Raw genomic sequence first — 15,846 nt, 5'->3', positions numbered from 1 at the left:
GGCTGAAGCCTTCGCCGGCCGGATGGCTCTCACAGGGATCATGGGTGAATGCGGAACCTGCGATCACCGCAGCGTCGGAGCCACCGGACAGGTGCCGCTCCACCCAGGCGCGCACCTCGGCATAGGGATAGGCTTCCAGCGCCCCATGGCCGGCGATCGTCCGCGCCTTGAGCTTGGTGAACAACGGCGCGCCGATGCCGCAGAGAAACCGGGTCAGCCGCTGCGCCGAAGGTGGGTTGCCCGTGTGCTGTCCGTGCCTGTGGATAAAAGCCCCGCACAATGCCGCGAACGACTTATCCACAAGCGCCGGCAGCTTCGGCGGCAAGGGGAGCGTTGCGACCTGGCCGTTGCATACCGAACAGTGCCCGCACTGCACCGGCGCGTCATGGTCGCCGAAGTGTTCGGCCAGTCGGCGCCCCAGGCAGCGTTCAGAGGCGAACAGCTCGAGCATGGCGTGTATCCGCGCCACTTCGGTTCGCTCGTGGCGGGAGAAATGCCCATGCAACTCGCGGCTCAAGGCCTGGCTGTCGAAGCCGCTGTCCAGCACGACGTAGACCTCGGTCATCTGCTTGCTTTCCAGCTCGATCCAGCCCTTTTCCTGAAAGTGATCCAGCGCCTTCACCACCCGGCCCCGCTCGGCGCCGTAGTGTCGGGACAAGGCGTCGAAGTCCACCGTGGCCCAGGTGCGCGCGCGGGGCGAGGCCTGGATGAGCGCTGCGACGAAGGCCCGGCGCTCGCCGTCGAAACGCTCCAGCAACGCCTCCGGCTCCAGCAGGTACTTGAAGCGGTACTCGGCGTAATAGGCGTAGCGCGGCGCAATCAGCCCCTTCAGTTCCAGTTGCACCAACAGCGTCTTGAGCGGCAGCGCACGGATATTGCTCCGATCCGCCAGCGGGCCCTGCAGGAACTCCCACTGACCGTGACCGGCCGCCAGCACTTCGTCCAGCACGCAACGGATGCCGTCCTGTTCCGGCGTGTCGCCGTACACGAAGTTCTCCAGCACGTTCAGGCTGTCGCGGTTGGCAAGCACCAGGCACTCCGATCGTTGCCCGTCACGCCCGGCGCGGCCGATTTCCTGGCTGTAGTTCTCGATGGATTTGGGCAGGTCGAAATGCACCACGTGGCGGATGTCCCGCTTGTCGATGCCCATGCCGAACGCGATGGTGGCGACGATGCAGTGGGTCTGCCCGGCCATGAAGCGCTTCTGCACCGCCTCCCGCCGATCCCCCGGCAAGCCGGCGTGATAGGCCTCGGCGGGAATCCCGTGACGGCCCAGATGCTCGGCGATCTGCTCGGCGGTCTTTTGCAGGGTGACGTAGACGATACCCGGCCGGCCCGCACGTTCGCCCATCCATTCCACCAGCCGGCGGCGCTTGTCCTGCCCCTGAACCGGTTCCACCCGCAGGTCGAGGTTGGGCCGGTAGAAGCCCGTGGTCACCACATCCCCGGCGGCGATGGCGAACCTGGCCTGCATGTCGGCGATCACCTGCGGCGTCGCCGTGGCGGTCAGCAACAGGGCCTGTGGAATGCCGAACTGGCGCTGGTAGTCCGGCAGCTTGAGGTAGTCGGGCCGGAAGTTGTGGCCCCACTCCGAGATGCAATGGGCCTCGTCCACCACCAGCAGCGAAATCGGCACCTGCTGGAGGAAATGGCGAAAGCGCTCGTTCTTCAGGCGCTCCACCGAAACCATCAGGATCTTCAGCTCGCCGGAGCGGGCACGGGCCATCACGGCATTGGCCTCGTCACGGCTTTGCGCCGAGTCGATGCTGCCGGCCGCAATGCCGTGGCGCGCGAGGAACGCCAACTGGTCCTGCATCAGCGCCAGCAACGGAGAAATCACCAGGGTGAGGTGCGGCAGCAGCAATGCCGGCAACTGGTAGCACAGCGACTTGCCCGAGCCTGTGGGGAAGATAGCCGCCGCCGGACGCCCGGCCAGCACCGCGCTGACCGTGGCCTCCTGGCCGGGACGGAACTGTGGATAACCGAAGACCCGCTTCAGGGTGTCGTGCATGGGCTGTCGCTCCTTGACTGCTGACGTGACCACAGCCTAGCGGACGACCGCAGCGAGTCGAGGGAGCCCGCAAAGCAAATCGATACGGAATGATACAGCCCCGCCGAAGGCATCGGCGCCTGCATCAAAAGACACACTTTGCCGCTCGCCGACGCGCCGGACGGAGGCTAGGGTGGCCGCCCATTGACCTGCGTTTACCTGCATCGCGCCATGACGGCGGATGTGCGCACGTCATCCGCAAAGGAATCGTTCATGCTGCACAGACTGACCTTGACCCTCGCCTTGCTCATCGCACCGCCGCTGCTGAACGGCTGCGTACCGATCCCCGAGGACTTCCAGCCCCAGGCCGGGCTCGCGGATCCCGCATCCGCCGGCACGGCGTAGAGCCCGCCGCACGTCAGGGCTGCAGCGAGGCCACCCGCAGTTGCTCGTTCACCGTCTGCTCATGCAGGCCTTGGCTGCGGCTGGCCCACAGCGCATGGGCAGGGCTGATGTCGCCGGTGAACGCCGCCGCCAACTGGCGCAGGTCGGCGACATTGCGCACCCGCGGGCAAAACGCTTGTCCGTCGCAGTTCAGGCTGGCGTTGCGGTAGGTGCCCAGCAAGCCTTCCCACAGGCCGTCGCGCACCCGGCGGATCGACTCCAGGCGCACCTGCGGCACCTCCAGGCGCCGCTTCAGCCCCTGCTCGTCCAGCGCCTCGCTGGCCAGCAAGGCCTTGGCGAACATCAGCACTTCGGCACGGGAGGCCGTATCGACGTTCGCCTGGCTGGTCAGGGCGTCCGGCCAGCCGCTGCGCTCAAGATTCGTCAGCACCAGCGCCTTGCCCGCGTCGGAAGCGATGCCCGGGTGGCAAGCGCCTAACCACAACAACAAGATCGAGGCCATTCTTAGCCATTGCATACTCAATTCCCTTCAAGCGTGTATCGGACGCACGGAAACGCCCTACGGATTCTGGCGCGCACCATACAGAGGTTTCACAAGAATCGCCTGAGAATCGGGTAGGAAATTTGACCGCTAAGGGTTTAGCCCTGAAAAGCCGCGAAAACGCGTAGGGCAAATCCTCAATCCCCGGTAAAACCCTTACAAAGTCTGTCCATTGCGGCTGTCTTGTCCCACCTTCACCCGCACTCCTATAGTGGCCGGCGCAACTGAAGCGTGACTTCGTACAGGACACCTCCGAGCCATGAACACGTTCAACCCGATGCCCGACCGCTATCGTCCCCTCAAGACCAGTTACAACGACAGCCCGACACTGGTCATCGACACCGAGGCCCGCCACGGCGATCTGCTCGACGCGGCGCAACAGCGCATCCGCGCCGCCAGCGATCTGCTGGAAACCCTTTACTGCATGTGTTTCAAGCAAGCGGATGTCAAAGACATCCCCAACATCGTCAATGCCCTTTATTTGTTGACGCAAGACGGTTGTGAACTACTTGAAGTCGCAAAACAGCAACTAAGGCATACCGGCTAACTCAATAGGCGGCACAAACCCGGCAATAATCCATCGCTTCAACCGCAGAACGGTGACCACTAGCCTGCTTGCTCTTACATCAAACAAGAGCAACGTCATGACAACTTTGACCATTTTCTTCTGCGGCACAGGCTCGACCCGGCTCGACACGACCCATGCCAACTACTGGGACGGCGAGTTGGTGTCCTCCCTCGCCTCCCGTCACACCGGCCGCGAGTTCGCCGAGTGGATCGTGATCGACGGCCCCGGCACCGGCAACCTGCAGGCCGACGAACTGTTTGTGCAGAACAAGGACTACGGGCTCAGCGGCACGCTGTTCGGCAAAGGCTGGGAGGAGAACGTCCAGCATGCGATCAATGTCATCAAGGGCAAATGCACCTGGCAGCGCCAGCGGCTGACGGAGGCCGAGTACAACCGCCTCAAGGCGGCCGGCATTCCCATCGAAGACGTGAAGACCGAAGGATCCTGGTTCTGGCGAAAGTACAACTACGGCGAACGCAGCATTACCCAACAAGCCCTTCAGGAACAGATCATCAAGACCTTCCGCAAGGACGGCGTCATTCCCACCCAGGTCAATCTCGTGGGCTGGAGCCGGGGAGGCATCAGTTGCCATATGCTGGCCAATGCGATGTACAACGATGCGCAACTTGCCCACATTCCGGTGAACATCTTCGCCATTGATCCGGTGCCGGGGATCGGCAACTTTCAGGAGCACCGGGTAAAGCTCAACCGCAACGTGAAGGAGTACGTCGGGTTCTATGCCCGGGACGAACGCTCCAAAGGCTTCAGTTGCGTGATCCCGCAAACCGCCGTCGGCACCCGCACCCATGTCTACCCGATGCCCGGCCGCCACGCCACCCTGGTCGGCAACGCGTCCGCCGACGGCGTCAGCGGCCCCAAGGCCTTGCCCGAACCAGGCCTGATGGTTCGCCACTTCGCCGAAGTGTGCCTGCAACGCTGGGGCACCCCGTTGAGCAAGCCCCTCAAGCTGAGCGATGCCACCCTCAAGGGCCACGGCGACGCGATGGTGCGCGACGCGGCCAAGTACAAGCTCATGGAGAAATGCTCCTACACTTGGTTCACCGAGCTGGACGAAGGCGAGCGCTATGTCTCGCTGGGCAGCAACGGCGTCAGGTTCTCGGCGGTAAAGGGCGGGATCTACGCGCCGGGCAGCGGGCTGACGACCAGCGTGCTGGATGTGGAGGCTTACCGGCACATCCGTTGATGTGCATAGCACCGGACAGTCGTTTCCCGCCCGCGGGGCAGCGTTGCCCGCCGAGCCGCGGGCAAGATCCGGCAAGGAAGACGCCCACAAAAAAGCCGCCCCAAGGGGCGGCTTCTTCATGCGCAGAACCAGACCTTACAGCTTCGGCCCGGCAGCCTTGATCGCGTCGCTCACTTCGAACTTCTTGAAGTTCTCGATGAACAGACCGGCCAACGCTTTGGCGGCTTCGTCGTAGGCAGCCTTGTCAGCCCAGGTGTTGCGCGGGTTGAGCAGGTTGGTTTCGACGCCCGGCACGGCCAGCGGCACGTCCAGGTTGATGGTGTCCAGGTGCTCGGTTTCGGCACCGATCAGCGCGCCGCTCTGGATCGCTGCGATCACCGCACGGGTGGTCGGGATGTTGAAGCGTTTGCCGACGCCGTAGCCACCGCCGGTCCAGCCGGTGTTGACCAGGTAGACCTTGGAGTTGAAGCCCTTGATGCGCTTGATCAGCAGCTCGGCGTACTCGCCTGCCGGACGCGGGAAGAACGGTGCGCCGAAGCAGGTGGAGAAGGTCGACTTGATGCCGCTGCCCGAACCCATTTCAGTCGAGCCCACCAGAGCGGTGTAGCCGGACAGGAAGTGGTAGGCCGCCTGCTCGTTGTTCAGGATCGACACCGGCGGCAGAACGCCGGTCAGGTCGCAGGTCAGGAAGATCACGGCGTTCGGCTCGCCGCCCAGGTTCTTCTCGGAACGCTTGGCGACGTGCTCCAGCGGGTAGGCTGCGCGGCTGTTCTGGGTCAGGCTGACATCGGCGTAGTCGGCGTGCTTGGCGTCGTCGATGACGACGTTCTCCAGCACCGCGCCGTGCTTGATGGCTTTCCAGATCACCGGCTCGTTCTTCTCGGACAGGTCGATGCACTTGGCATAGCAACCGCCTTCGATGTTGAACACCACGCCTTCGCCCCAGCCGTGTTCGTCGTCACCGATCAGGTAACGGCTTTCGTCGGCGGACAGGGTGGTCTTGCCGGTGCCGGACAGACCGAAGAACAGGGTCACGTCGCCTTCTTCGCCGATGTTGGCGGCGCAGTGCATCGGCAGCACGTCGGCGGCCGGCAGCAGGAAGTTCTGCACGGAGAACATGGCTTTCTTCATTTCACCGGCGTAACGCATGCCGGCGATCAGCACTTTCTTCTGGGCGAAGTTGATGATCACGCAACCGTCGGAGTTGGTGCCGTCACGCTCCGGCACGCACTCGAAGTTGGCGACGTTGAGCACTTGCCACTCGTCGCGGCCGGCCGGGTTGTATTGCGCAGGGTTGATGAACAGGCAACGGCCGAACAGGTTCTGCCAGGCGGTCTGGGTGGTCATCTTCACGGCCAGGTAGTGCTCGGCCGCCGCACCTACATGCACGTGGGAAACGAAGTGCTCTTGCGCATTGTTGAAGGCTTCGACCCGGGCCCACAGCGCGTCGAACTTGTCGGCCGGGAACTTGCGGTTGATCGGGCCCCAGGCGATGGCGGCCTGGGTGGAAGGCTCTTCAACGATGAAACGGTCGACTGGCGAACGGCCGGTGCGGTGACCGGTGCGGACAACCAGGGCGCCGGTATCGGCAAGCTCGCCCTCACCGCGTTTCAGGGCTTCTTTTACCAGATCATCAACACTCAGATCGGTGTACACGGCGTTATTGGCTTGCGTCATGAGTTTCCCCGTCGGCCAGTGGCCGAGTGTGCTCCAAACGTTTTGTAGTAGAAAGTCGTGCACTACTACCGCGAAAAAAGTGCGCCGGATTATGCCAGAAAAGCCCAAAAAGAGTAGGGCCCTCCCGTCGTAACGGCGTTAATCCGTCGCCGGGCAGTGAATTTACCTGCGCTGAACCGTTTTAGTGCCGGGTATCTGACGGTGTCTCGACACCCGCGCCGGCGAACAATTGAGCGATGTCCGCCGCGTCGAACAGGTAGCGCTCGTTGCAGAACTGGCAATCGATCTCGACCTGGCCGCCGTGTTCGGCCACCAACTGCTGCGCATCCTCAAGACCCAGACTGACCAGCGCATTGCCCGAACGCTCCCGGGAGCAGCTGCAGCGGAAACGCAGTTTCTGCACATCGAACAGGCGCACCTGCTCTTCATGGTAGAGGCGATGGAGCACGGTTTCGTTGTCCAGGCTCAGCAGTTCGTCGGCGGTCAGGGTGCTGGCCAGCGCAGTGATGTGCTGCCAGCTCGCGGCGCGCTCCTCTTCGTCCTTCAGGCGGTCGGCCGGCAGTTGCTGCAGCAGCAGGCCACGGGCGCGACGGCCGTCGGCGTACAGCTTGAAGCGGGTGCCCACCTGCTGGGACATGACGAAGTAGTTGGTGAAGCAGTCGGACAGGGTCTCGCCGTCGAGGTCGACGATGCCTTGGTAGCGCTGGCCGGCGGTCGGGTCGACGGTCAGGGCCAGCACGCCGTTGGGCATCAGGTCGGCCAGGGACGCGTTCGGCGCGATCTGATCGGCGTGGTAGCGGGCCAGGCCACGGATCTCGCGCTCGCTGGAGCACTCGATCATCAGCAGCGGCACCGGGCCTTCGGAGCGGGCCTGAAGGATCAGCAGACCGTCGAATTTGAGGGTGCCCACCAGCAGCGAGGCGGCCGCCATGAGCTCGCCCAGCAGCTGCGCCACCGGCTCCGGATAGGGGTGCTTGGCGAGGACTTCGGCGTAACTGCGCTCCAGCGCCACCAGTTCGCCGCGGGTGTCGCTGTCATCGAAGATGAAGCGTTGGGTGTAGTCGGTATCCGGGAAATCGGTCATGGGCTCGGTATCTGAATAAGATGACAAAATGGTTACAAAAGATGAAAATTTGCGCTTCTTGGCACCCTTTTTGGTGCGCCTGTTCTGCCACGGGAGGCATTTTATGAACAATCCGGGTTTGTTCCAATCAAGGTGGAACCTCGGCCGGCTGGTTCTGTGCAACGCGGTGCCGTTGGCACTGCTGGCTTTCTGGTTATGGCCTACGGGCCAGATGCTGTGTTCGGTTTTCGACGAGTGGCTGTTCCGCTCACTCAACGCGCCATTGGCCAGCAACCCCATATGGCTCCACATCTGGGCAATTGCAAGTCTGCGCCCTTTCGACATCGTGGTCGGCCTGATCCTCCTGACACTGCTGATCAAGGGCGACTGGGTCTTCAAGGCCACCGACGTGCGCCGCGCCTTCTTCGGTTTCTTCTCGATCCTGCTGCTGATGGTGGTCATCCGCGCCCTGTTCTCCAAGTTCGCCGACCACATGGGCTGGCAGCACAGCAGCCCGTCGATGGTGCTGGAGGGGGCGGTGCACATCAGCGATTTCTTCCCGCACCTGGAAAAGACCTGGGAGCTGAAGGACCGTTCGAGCCAGAGCTTCCCCGGTGACCACGCTTCGGTGCTGCTGATCTGGGCGCTGTTCATGGGCGTGTTCAGCCGCACCGCCGGCCAGCGCCTGACGGTCTGGGGCCTGGCGCTGCTGTTCATGCTGCCGCGGCTGGTGGCCGGCGCGCATTGGGGCCAGGACGACTACATCGGCGGTCTGCTGCTGGCCGTGTGGGCGCTGGGCTGGGGCTACTACACGCCGTTCGCGCACCATGCCGCGAACTTCTGGCTGAAGGTGACGGCGCCGGTCTTCGCCCTGCTGGGCAAGTTGCCGGTGGTGTCGCGGATGAGTGTGGTGCGCGGCGTCTGATACTGCCTCGGTTGCGGGCAGGCTCGCTCCCGCACTGGTCGAACAGCGTTCGACCGGGCCTGCCCTGAATCCAACGAAACAGCGGCGCTATTCGCCGCTGCTGCTCCCACGAAACTTGAACAGATCCCGCCGCTGTTTCTTGCTCGGCTTGCCGTCGGTGCTCACCCCCAGCGCGCCGGCCTTGCGCATCGCCGCTGCCGCTTCGCGCTTGGCGACGCTGGCGTCGGTCTCGGCATACAGCGTCTGCGCCTCGGGCGCGCCGCGGCGCACGATCGACAAGGCCTGAACCACCACCGTGCGTTCATCGAAGCCGGTGCGGATCTCGAATTCATCGCCGATGCGTGGCTCTTTGCCAGGCTTGCAACGCTCCCCCCGACAATGCACCTTGCCGCTCTCGATGGCCGCCTTGGCCAACGCACGGGTTTTGTAGAACCGCGCCGCCCACAGCCATTTGTCGAGACGGACCTTGTCGTCCTCTTCGCTTTTTTGTGCCATGGATTTTCCTCATTCTGAAATATTGGTGAACTGTACTACCGTTTCTGTCGTGCCATGAACGGCGCCGTCCCGGATTACAATCCGGCCCGCAGATATCTGTCGCCTTTTAACCCTTATTCTGCGTGAATACCGCCATTGCGGCCCCCGGGCCGGACGGTCTCACCGGCTGAGCATTTTTTTGAAGACATTTGACCATTTGACCGTCGTCGGTCTGCGCGAGTGGGTGGCGCTCCCGGATCTGGGAGTGGCGGGCCTGCGGGCGAAGATCGACACCGGCGCCAGCACCTCCAGCCTCCACGCCACCGACATCGAGCCGTTCGAGCGCGACGGCGAGAAGTGGGTGCGCTTCACCGCGCACCTGGGCACGGTGGTGCAACTGCGCCACCGGCGCTGCGAAGCACCGCTGGTCACCCGAAAGACCATCAAGAGCTCCAACGGCCAGGCCCAGGTGCGCTACGTGATCAGCACCACCCTGGCCCTGGGCGACCGGGTCTGGCCGGTCGAATTCACCCTCGCCTGCCGCAAGTCCATGCGCTATCGCCTGCTGCTCGGTTCCAAAGCCCTGATCGACGGTCAGTTGGTGGTCAGTCCGGGCGTCAAGTATGTACAAGACAAGCCGGTGTTCCCGGTATCTACCTCCTCCACAGGTGTTGCATGAAGATCGCTGTGCTGTCGCGGAACCCGCGTCTGTATTCCACCCGCCGTCTGGTCGAAGCCGGAACCGAACGCGGGCATGAAATGGTGGTGATCGACACCTTGCGCGCCTACATGAACATCGCCAGCCACAAGCCGCAGATCCACTACCGCGGCAAGCCGCTGGAAGGCTTCGACGCGGTGATCCCGCGGATCGGCGCGTCGGTGACGTTCTACGGCTGCGCGGTGTTGCGTCAGTTCGAGATGATGGGGGTGTTTCCGCTCAACGAATCGGTGGCCATCGCCCGTTCGCGGGACAAGCTGCGTTCGCTGCAGCTGCTGTCGCGCCGCGGCATCGGCCTGCCGGTGACCGGCTTCGCCCACTCGCCGGACGACATTCCCGACCTGATCGACATGGTCAACGGCGCCCCCCTGGTGATCAAGGTGCTGGAAGGCACCCAGGGCATCGGCGTGGTGCTGTGCGAAACCGCGACCGCCGCCGAGTCCGTGATCGAGGCGTTCATGGGCCTGAAGCAGAACATCATGGTGCAGGAATACATCAAGGAAGCCGGCGGCGCGGACATCCGCTGCTTCGTGGTCGGCGACAAGGTGATCGCGGCGATGAAGCGCCAGGCCAAGCCGGGGGAGTTCCGCTCCAACCTGCACCGCGGCGGCAGCGCCAGCCTGATCAAGATCACCCCCGAGGAACGCATGACCGCCCTGCGGGCCGCCAAGGTGATGGGGCTGACCGTGGCCGGCGTGGACATCCTGCGCTCCAATCACGGGCCGCTGGTGATGGAGGTGAACTCCTCGCCCGGTCTGGAAGGGATCGAGACCACCACCGGCAAGAACGTGGCCGGGATCATCATCGAACACCTCGAGAAGAACGGCGGGCCGAACATGACCCGCACCAAGGGCAAAGGCTGACCTTCACAGAAGGGGCGGCCGCAAGGCCGCCATCGCGGGCAGGCTCGCTCCCACAGATTCCGCGCCGTTCACGACGGCTGTGAACGCCCCAGATCAATGTGGGAGCGAGCCTGCTCGCGATGAGGCCCTCAGTCCCACGGAAGATCCGGCCCGCTAGACCGCATCCCGCGGCAGCATCAACCCCAACGGCAACCGCACCCGCGCCTCCAGCCCGCCGCCGGAGCGGTTGCGCAGTTCCACGTTGCCGCCGTGCATCGAAGCGATCCGCTTGACGATCGCCAGGCCCAGCCCGGTGCCCTTGCCGCCCCGTGCGCGGTCGCCGCGGGTGAACGGGTTGAAGATCGCCTCCAGCTCCGCCGGGTCGATCCCCGCCCCGCGGTCCATCACGCTCAGCACCACATACGGAGCGCTGGTGTCGCCGGACACGTAGGCCGCCACCTCCACGCCGCTGCCGGCATGGTTCAGCGCGTTGCCGATCAGGTTATTGAGCAGGCGCTTCATCGACACCCGGCGCAGCGGGAACGGCTGGATCGGCTCCAGGCGCAGGCGCACCTTTTCTTCGTTCTGGTTGTAGGGCGCCGCCACCTCGCGCACCAGGTCGCTCAGGTCCACCTCCTCCACCGTCTCGTCCCGTCCGTCACGGATGAAGGCCAGGAACTGGTCGAGGATCGCGTCCATGTCTTCGATGTCGCGCACCATGTCGTTGGTGAGGTCGGTGCGGTCGCCCATCAGTTCCAGCGACAGCCGCAACCGGGTGAGCGGCGTGCGCAGGTCATGGGAAACCCCGGCCAGCATCAGTTCGCGCTCGCGGCCGGCCTGCTCCACGTCTTCGGCCATCTGGTTGAAGGCGCGGTACACCTCGGTCATCTCGCTGGGGGTGTCGCTGATCGGCAGCCGCACGCTGCGGCCCTGGCCGAGTTGCCGGGCGGCATAGACCAGGCGCTTGAGCGGCTGGTTGAGCTGGCTGACGAAGATCCACGCCGACGCGGTGGACAGCAGCCCGATGGCCAGGAACCAGCCGAGCACGTTCCAGATCTTCTGCCCGCGCAACGGGTGCGGGTACAGCGGCACCTTCAGCCAGCCGTCGCCCAGGCTCGGCGCCCGCACCCACAAGGCCGGCGGCGAATGCATGCGCAGCCGCACTTCGGTGTCGGCGCCGAGTTCGGCCTGCATCTGCCGCTGGTAGATCTCGCTGTACGGCCAATGCTGCTCGCCTTCCGGCACCCCGGCGCCCACCACCCGGATCAGGGTCGCGGCATCGGCGATCTTCGCGCGGTTCTCTTCGTCGGCCGCCCAATAGGCGCGCAGCGTCAGGGCGACGCCGTGGCTGTATTGGCGGTCCACCAGCACGTCCTCGTTCATCAGCAGGTACACCAGGGTCAGGGCCTTGGAGAACAGCACGACGATGAGCACCAGCCACAAGGTGCGGGAAAAGAAACTTTGGGGGAACCAGACGGGGGTCTTCATGAATAGCCGCTACACGCTTGCAGGAGCGAGCCATGCTCGCACATTGCGGAGGGCGAGTCTGCCGGCGAACATCCGCCAGACCCGCTACTGCAGATCACCGGTCACTTGGTGGAGTTGCCGTCCGGCACGAACACATAGCCCACGCCCCAGACGGTCTGGATGTAGCGCGGTTTGGACGGATCGGGTTCGATCATCCGGCGCAGACGGGAAATCTGCACGTCGATGGAGCGCTCCAGCGCATCCCATTCCCGGCCACGGGCCAGGTTCATCAGCTTGTCGCGGGTCAGCGGCTGGCGGGCGTTCATCACCAGTGCCTTGAGCACCGCGAATTCGCCGGTGGTCAGCATGTGCACTTCGTCACCGCGCTTGAGTTCGCGGGTGGCCAGGGACAGCACGTAATCGCCGAAGGTGACGTTTTCGTCTTCGCTGCCCGGTGCGCCCGGCACGGCCGGAGCCTGACGGCGCAGCACGGCCTTGACGCGGGCCATCAGCTCGTCGGGGTTGAACGGCTTGGCCAGGTAATCGTCGGCGCCCAGTTCCAGGCCCTTGATGCGGCTCAGCTCGTCGCCCTTGGCGGTGAGCATGATGATCGGAATCTGATTGTTCGCGGCCCGCAGGCGGCGGCATGCGGTCAAGCCGTCTTCGCCTGGCAGCATCAGGTCGAGGACGACCAGGTTGAACACTTCGCGGGACAGCAGACGGTCCATCTGCTCGGTGTTCGGTACGGCACGGGCACGGTAGCCCTTGCTGACGAAAAAGCGCTCCAGCAGGCTGCTCAGCCCCGGATCGTCGTCAACGATGAGAATTTTTTCGCCTTCAGCAGTTTGTGCAGTGCTGCTCATTGGATGCTCCTTTTAGCTCGGCGCGCATTATGGCGTAGCTGCCGTTATACGCACCGTGTGCATTGTTAGCAGATTTTTCCTTCACTGCCAGAAAACCGGGGCTTGTGCCTACACGGCCCGACGCCCCCGAATGACAGAACGCCGGTTATAATGCGCGGCCTTTTGTGCCAGGCAACGTCTGAATCGTTACCGTTGGTGGCCAAGCCCTATTTTTCATGTCCACCGCAGTAATCGTTCGGTTTCACGGGTCAATGGTCTGCTCCCTTGGCCCAGGCAGCGGCAAGCGCCAGGCCGCACAACCAGGTTCCGGGCCCTCATCCTTCGCGCCTGCGGACCTGCTTTCACAATTTGTCAGGTGGTTTTATGGACAGCATCAACAGCCGCATCGCCGAGGAACTCGGCGTACGCCCGCAACAGGTCGAAGCGGCCGTCGCGCTACTCGATGAAGGCTCTACCGTTCCCTTCATCGCCCGATACCGGAAAGAAGTGACCGGCAGCCTCGATGACACTCAGCTGCGTCATCTGGAAGAGCGCCTGCGCTACCTGCGCGAACTCGACGAACGGCGCGTCAGCATCCTCGCCAGCATCCAGGAGCAGGGCAAGCTCACCCCCGCACTCGAACGCGACATCAAGCTCGCCGACACCAAGACCCGCCTCGAAGACCTGTACCTGCCGTACAAGCAGAAGCGCCGCACCAAGGGCCAGATCGCCCTGGAAGCCGGCCTCGGCGAACTGGCCGACGGCCTGTTCAACGACCCGTCGCTGGCGCCGGAAGTCGAAGCCGCCCGCTTCATCGACGCCGACAAAGGCGTGGCCGACGCCAAGGCCGCCCTGGAGGGCGCCAAGTACATCCTCATGGAACGCTTCGCCGAAGACGCGGGCCTGCTGGAGAAACTGCGCTCCTTCCTCAAGCAGGAAGCCACGATCAGCGCCCGCGTGATCGCCGGCAAGGAAGAGGAAGGCGCCAAGTTCCGCGACTACTTCGAACACGACGAGCCGCTCAAGAGCATGCCGTCGCACCGCGCCCTGGCGATCTTCCGCGGCCGCAACGAAGGCATCCTCAGCTCGGCCCTGAAGGTCGGCGAGGAACTGCCGGGCACCCTGCACCCGTGCGAAGGCATGATCGGCCAGCACGTCGGCATCCAGAACCAGAACCGCCCCGCGGACAAATGGCTGGGCGAGGTGGTGCGCTGGACCTGGAAGGTCAAGCTCTACACTCACCTTGAGACCGACCTGCTCGGCGAACTGCGCGACGGCGCCGAGACCGAAGCGATCAACGTGTTCGCCCACAACCTGCACGACCTGCTGCTGGCCGCCCCGGCCGGCCCGCGCGCGACCCTGGGCCTGGACCCGGGCCTGCGCACCGGCTGCAAGGTCGCGGTGGTCGATGCCACCGGCAAGCTGCTGGATCACGCCACGGTCTACCCGCACGTGCCGCACAACAAGTGGGACCAGACCCTGGCCATCCTGGCGGCCCTGTGTGCCAAGCACTCGGTCGACCTGATCGCCATCGGCAACGGCACCGCCAGCCGTGAGACCGACAAGCTGGCCATCGAGCTGATCAAGAAATACCCGGCCATGAAGATGACCAAGGTCATGGTGTCCGAGGCCGGCGCGTCGGTGTACTCGGCCTCGGAACTGGCCGCGAAGGAATTCCCGGACCTGGACGTGTCGATCCGCGGCGCGGTGTCCATCGCCCGCCGCCTGCAGGATCCGCTGGCGGAGCTGGTGAAGATCGATCCGAAATCCATCGGCGTCGGCCAGTACCAGCACGACGTGTCGCAGCTGAAGCTGGCGCGCAGCCTGGACGCCGTGGTCGAGGACTGCGTGAACGCCGTAGGCGTGGACGTGAACACCGCGTCCGTGGCCCTGCTGGCGCGGATCTCCGGCCTCAACGCCACCCTGGCGCAGAACATCGTCGCCCACCGTGACGAGCACGGCGCGTTCAAGACCCGCGCCGCGCTGAAGAAAGTCGCGCGCCTGGGCGAGAAAACCTTCGAACAGGCCGCCGGCTTCCTGCGCGTGATGAACGGCGACAACCCGCTGGACGCATCGGCCGTGCACCCGGAAGCCTATCCGCTGGTCAAGCGCATCGCCGCCGAGACCGACCGCGACATCCGCTCGCTGATCGGCGACACCGGGTTCCTCAAGCGCCTGGACCCGAAGAAATTCACCGACGAGACCTTCGGCCTGCCGACCGTCACCGACATCCTCCAGGAACTGGACAAGCCGGGCCGCGACCCGCGTCCGGAGTTCAAGACCGCCGAGTTCCAGGAAGGCGTCGAAGACCTCAAGGACCTGCAGCCGGGGATGATCCTCGAAGGCGTGGTGACCAACGTCACGGCGTTCGGTGCGTTCGTCGACATCGGCGTGCACCAGGACGGCCTGGTGCACATCTCGGCCCTGTCGGAGAAGTTCATCAAGGATCCGCGCGAGGCGGTGAAGGCCGGCGACGTGGTGAAGGTCAAGGTCATGGAAGTCGACATCCCGCGCAAACGCGTCGGCCTGTCGATGCGCATGAGCGACACGCCGGGCGAGAAGATCGACGGCGCCCGCGGCTCGCGTCCGGGCTCGGCGCCGCGCCAGGGTTCGAACAACGCGCCGCGCAAGGAAACCGCCACCGCCGCACCGGCCAACAACGCCATGGCGTCCCTGTTCGCCAACGCCAAGCAGTTGAAGAAGAAGTGATGGACATTCCCGCCTGGCTCGTCGAGAGCGCGTTCTTCAAGCTGTTGGGCTGCCGTCTGCACAGCCTGGAGACCGGGGTGGCGCAAGTCGCCCTGGCGCTGGAGCCGCCGCTGCGCAACCGTGGCGGCAAGCTGCACGGCGGCGCGCTGTTCAGCCTGGTCGACATCGCCATGGGGCTGGCTTGCTCCAGCACCCACGGCTTCGACCAGCAGAGCGCGACCATCGAGTGCAAGATCAACTACATCCGCGCCGTGTCCGACGGCGAGGTGCTGTGCACGGCCCGGGTGATCCACCCGGGCCGGCGCACGCTGGTGGTCGAGGCCGACGTGATGCAGGGCGACAAGCTGGTCGCAAAAGCGCAAGGCACGTTCGCTGTCCTGTAGCTAGCCGTCACCGATTTGGGTTAATTTCGGCGCAACGA

14 protein-coding genes and 1 pseudogene are annotated in these 15,846 nt (G+C 64.4%); 8 read left to right on the top strand and 7 right to left on the bottom strand.

Translation table 11 applies throughout. The annotated features are described in order from the left end of the window. Window positions 1–88 precede the first annotated feature (88 nt). A pseudogene (locus tag CAG41_RS15035) lies at window positions 89–2,011 on the bottom strand (ATP-dependent DNA helicase RecQ); the annotation flags it as partial. 252 nt (window positions 2,012–2,263) lie between these two features. Here CAG41_RS15035 and CAG41_RS28830 point away from each other — a divergent pair. Further along, complete coding sequence (locus tag CAG41_RS28830) at window positions 2,264–2,395, top strand: hypothetical protein (protein ID WP_256575526.1); 132 nt, start codon at window positions 2,264–2,266, stop codon at window positions 2,393–2,395. A 13-nt stretch (window positions 2,396–2,408) separates the two neighbouring features. On the opposite strand, the gene CAG41_RS15030 is transcribed toward CAG41_RS28830, so the two are convergent. After that, window positions 2,409–2,912 (bottom strand): polysaccharide deacetylase, encoded by a 504-nt coding sequence (locus CAG41_RS15030; RefSeq protein ID WP_085631909.1) that lies wholly within the window; start codon window positions 2,910–2,912, stop codon window positions 2,409–2,411. A 283-nt stretch (window positions 2,913–3,195) separates the two neighbouring features. Here CAG41_RS15030 and CAG41_RS15025 point away from each other — a divergent pair, with 283 nt between their 5' ends. Then, the gene (locus CAG41_RS15025) at window positions 3,196–3,483 is read left to right on the top strand and encodes a hypothetical protein (RefSeq protein WP_170930018.1); all 288 of its coding nucleotides are present in this window, start codon (window positions 3,196–3,198) and stop codon (window positions 3,481–3,483) included. Between the two features lie 97 nt (window positions 3,484–3,580). After that, a complete protein-coding gene (locus CAG41_RS15020) occupies window positions 3,581–4,708 on the top strand; it encodes a hypothetical protein (protein ID WP_085707158.1) in 1,128 nt (375 codons plus the stop codon). Between the two features lie 135 nt (window positions 4,709–4,843). Here CAG41_RS15020 and CAG41_RS15015 read toward each other — a convergent pair whose 3' ends face one another. Together CAG41_RS15015 and hslO are read right to left on the bottom strand one after the other, a co-directional pair. Then, entirely contained in the window at window positions 4,844–6,385 is a 1,542-nt protein-coding gene (locus CAG41_RS15015) for a phosphoenolpyruvate carboxykinase (RefSeq protein ID WP_085581956.1), read from the bottom strand. A 181-nt stretch (window positions 6,386–6,566) separates the two neighbouring features. Next, window positions 6,567–7,469: an Hsp33 family molecular chaperone HslO gene (gene hslO / locus CAG41_RS15010; RefSeq protein WP_085581958.1), complete on the bottom strand. Its 903-nt coding sequence runs from the start codon at window positions 7,467–7,469 to the stop codon at window positions 6,567–6,569. Between the two features lie 103 nt (window positions 7,470–7,572). Between hslO and CAG41_RS15005 the strand changes: the two genes are divergently transcribed. Beyond that, window positions 7,573–8,373: a phosphatase PAP2 family protein gene (locus CAG41_RS15005; RefSeq protein WP_085581960.1), complete on the top strand. Its 801-nt coding sequence runs from the start codon at window positions 7,573–7,575 to the stop codon at window positions 8,371–8,373. An 87-nt stretch (window positions 8,374–8,460) separates the two neighbouring features. Here CAG41_RS15005 and CAG41_RS15000 read toward each other — a convergent pair whose 3' ends face one another. Continuing rightward, a complete protein-coding gene (locus CAG41_RS15000) occupies window positions 8,461–8,868 on the bottom strand; it encodes an RNA-binding S4 domain-containing protein (protein ID WP_085581962.1) in 408 nt (135 codons plus the stop codon). A 211-nt stretch (window positions 8,869–9,079) separates the two neighbouring features. Between CAG41_RS15000 and CAG41_RS14995 the strand changes: the two genes are divergently transcribed. Further along, window positions 9,080–9,526 carry an ATP-dependent zinc protease gene (locus CAG41_RS14995; protein WP_170930020.1) on the top strand — a complete coding sequence of 149 codons (447 nt, stop codon included), beginning with the start codon at window positions 9,080–9,082 and terminating at the stop codon, window positions 9,524–9,526. Next, on the top strand, window positions 9,523–10,428 hold the full coding sequence (rimK, locus tag CAG41_RS14990) for a 30S ribosomal protein S6--L-glutamate ligase (protein ID WP_065257794.1): 906 nt from the start codon (window positions 9,523–9,525) through the stop codon (window positions 10,426–10,428). Before CAG41_RS14995 ends, rimK begins: the two co-directional genes overlap by 4 nt. Window positions 10,429–10,581: 153 nt before the next feature. Here the strand turns inward: rimK and CAG41_RS14985 are convergent, their stop codons facing one another. Continuing rightward, window positions 10,582–11,895: an ATP-binding protein gene (locus CAG41_RS14985; protein WP_085581966.1), complete on the bottom strand. Its 1,314-nt coding sequence runs from the start codon at window positions 11,893–11,895 to the stop codon at window positions 10,582–10,584. Window positions 11,896–11,996: 101 nt separating this feature from the next. Next, window positions 11,997–12,737: a two-component system response regulator OmpR gene (ompR, locus tag CAG41_RS14980; RefSeq protein ID WP_085581968.1), complete on the bottom strand. Its 741-nt coding sequence runs from the start codon at window positions 12,735–12,737 to the stop codon at window positions 11,997–11,999. A 363-nt stretch (window positions 12,738–13,100) separates the two neighbouring features. Between ompR and CAG41_RS14975 the strand changes: the two genes are divergently transcribed. After that, entirely contained in the window at window positions 13,101–15,425 is a 2,325-nt protein-coding gene (locus CAG41_RS14975; RefSeq protein WP_085631901.1) for a Tex family protein, read from the top strand. Next, a complete protein-coding gene (locus CAG41_RS14970; protein WP_085707157.1) occupies window positions 15,425–15,808 on the top strand; it encodes a PaaI family thioesterase in 384 nt (127 codons plus the stop codon). Before CAG41_RS14975 ends, CAG41_RS14970 begins: the two co-directional genes overlap by 1 nt. Window positions 15,809–15,846 lie beyond the last annotated feature (38 nt).

Source organism: Pseudomonas sp. B35(2017), assembly GCF_002113645.1.
GTDB classification, from domain to species: Bacteria; Pseudomonadota; Gammaproteobacteria; order Pseudomonadales; family Pseudomonadaceae; genus Aquipseudomonas; species Aquipseudomonas ekonensis.
Note: the sequence above shows the minus strand (reverse complement) of the source record. Positions and strands in the feature narration are given on the sequence as shown.

Coding starts and splice junctions, on each gene's coding strand:
- CAG41_RS28830 (WP_256575526.1), top strand. CDS start 2,264: ATGCTGCACAGACTGACCTTGACCCTCGCCTTGCTCATCGCACCGCCG.
- CAG41_RS15030 (WP_085631909.1), bottom strand. CDS start 2,912: ATGCAATGGCTAAGAATGGCCTCGATCTTGTTGTTGTGGTTAGGCGCT.
- CAG41_RS15025 (WP_170930018.1), top strand. CDS start 3,196: ATGAACACGTTCAACCCGATGCCCGACCGCTATCGTCCCCTCAAGACC.
- CAG41_RS15020 (WP_085707158.1), top strand. CDS start 3,581: ATGACAACTTTGACCATTTTCTTCTGCGGCACAGGCTCGACCCGGCTC.
- CAG41_RS15015 (WP_085581956.1), bottom strand. CDS start 6,385: ATGACGCAAGCCAATAACGCCGTGTACACCGATCTGAGTGTTGATGAT.
- hslO (WP_085581958.1), bottom strand. CDS start 7,469: ATGACCGATTTCCCGGATACCGACTACACCCAACGCTTCATCTTCGAT.
- CAG41_RS15005 (WP_085581960.1), top strand. CDS start 7,573: ATGAACAATCCGGGTTTGTTCCAATCAAGGTGGAACCTCGGCCGGCTG.
- CAG41_RS15000 (WP_085581962.1), bottom strand. CDS start 8,868: ATGGCACAAAAAAGCGAAGAGGACGACAAGGTCCGTCTCGACAAATGG.
- rimK (WP_065257794.1), top strand. CDS start 9,523: ATGAAGATCGCTGTGCTGTCGCGGAACCCGCGTCTGTATTCCACCCGC.
- CAG41_RS14985 (WP_085581966.1), bottom strand. CDS start 11,895: ATGAAGACCCCCGTCTGGTTCCCCCAAAGTTTCTTTTCCCGCACCTTG.
- ompR (WP_085581968.1), bottom strand. CDS start 12,737: ATGAGCAGCACTGCACAAACTGCTGAAGGCGAAAAAATTCTCATCGTT.
- CAG41_RS14975 (WP_085631901.1), top strand. CDS start 13,101: ATGGACAGCATCAACAGCCGCATCGCCGAGGAACTCGGCGTACGCCCG.
- CAG41_RS14970 (WP_085707157.1), top strand. CDS start 15,425: ATGGACATTCCCGCCTGGCTCGTCGAGAGCGCGTTCTTCAAGCTGTTG.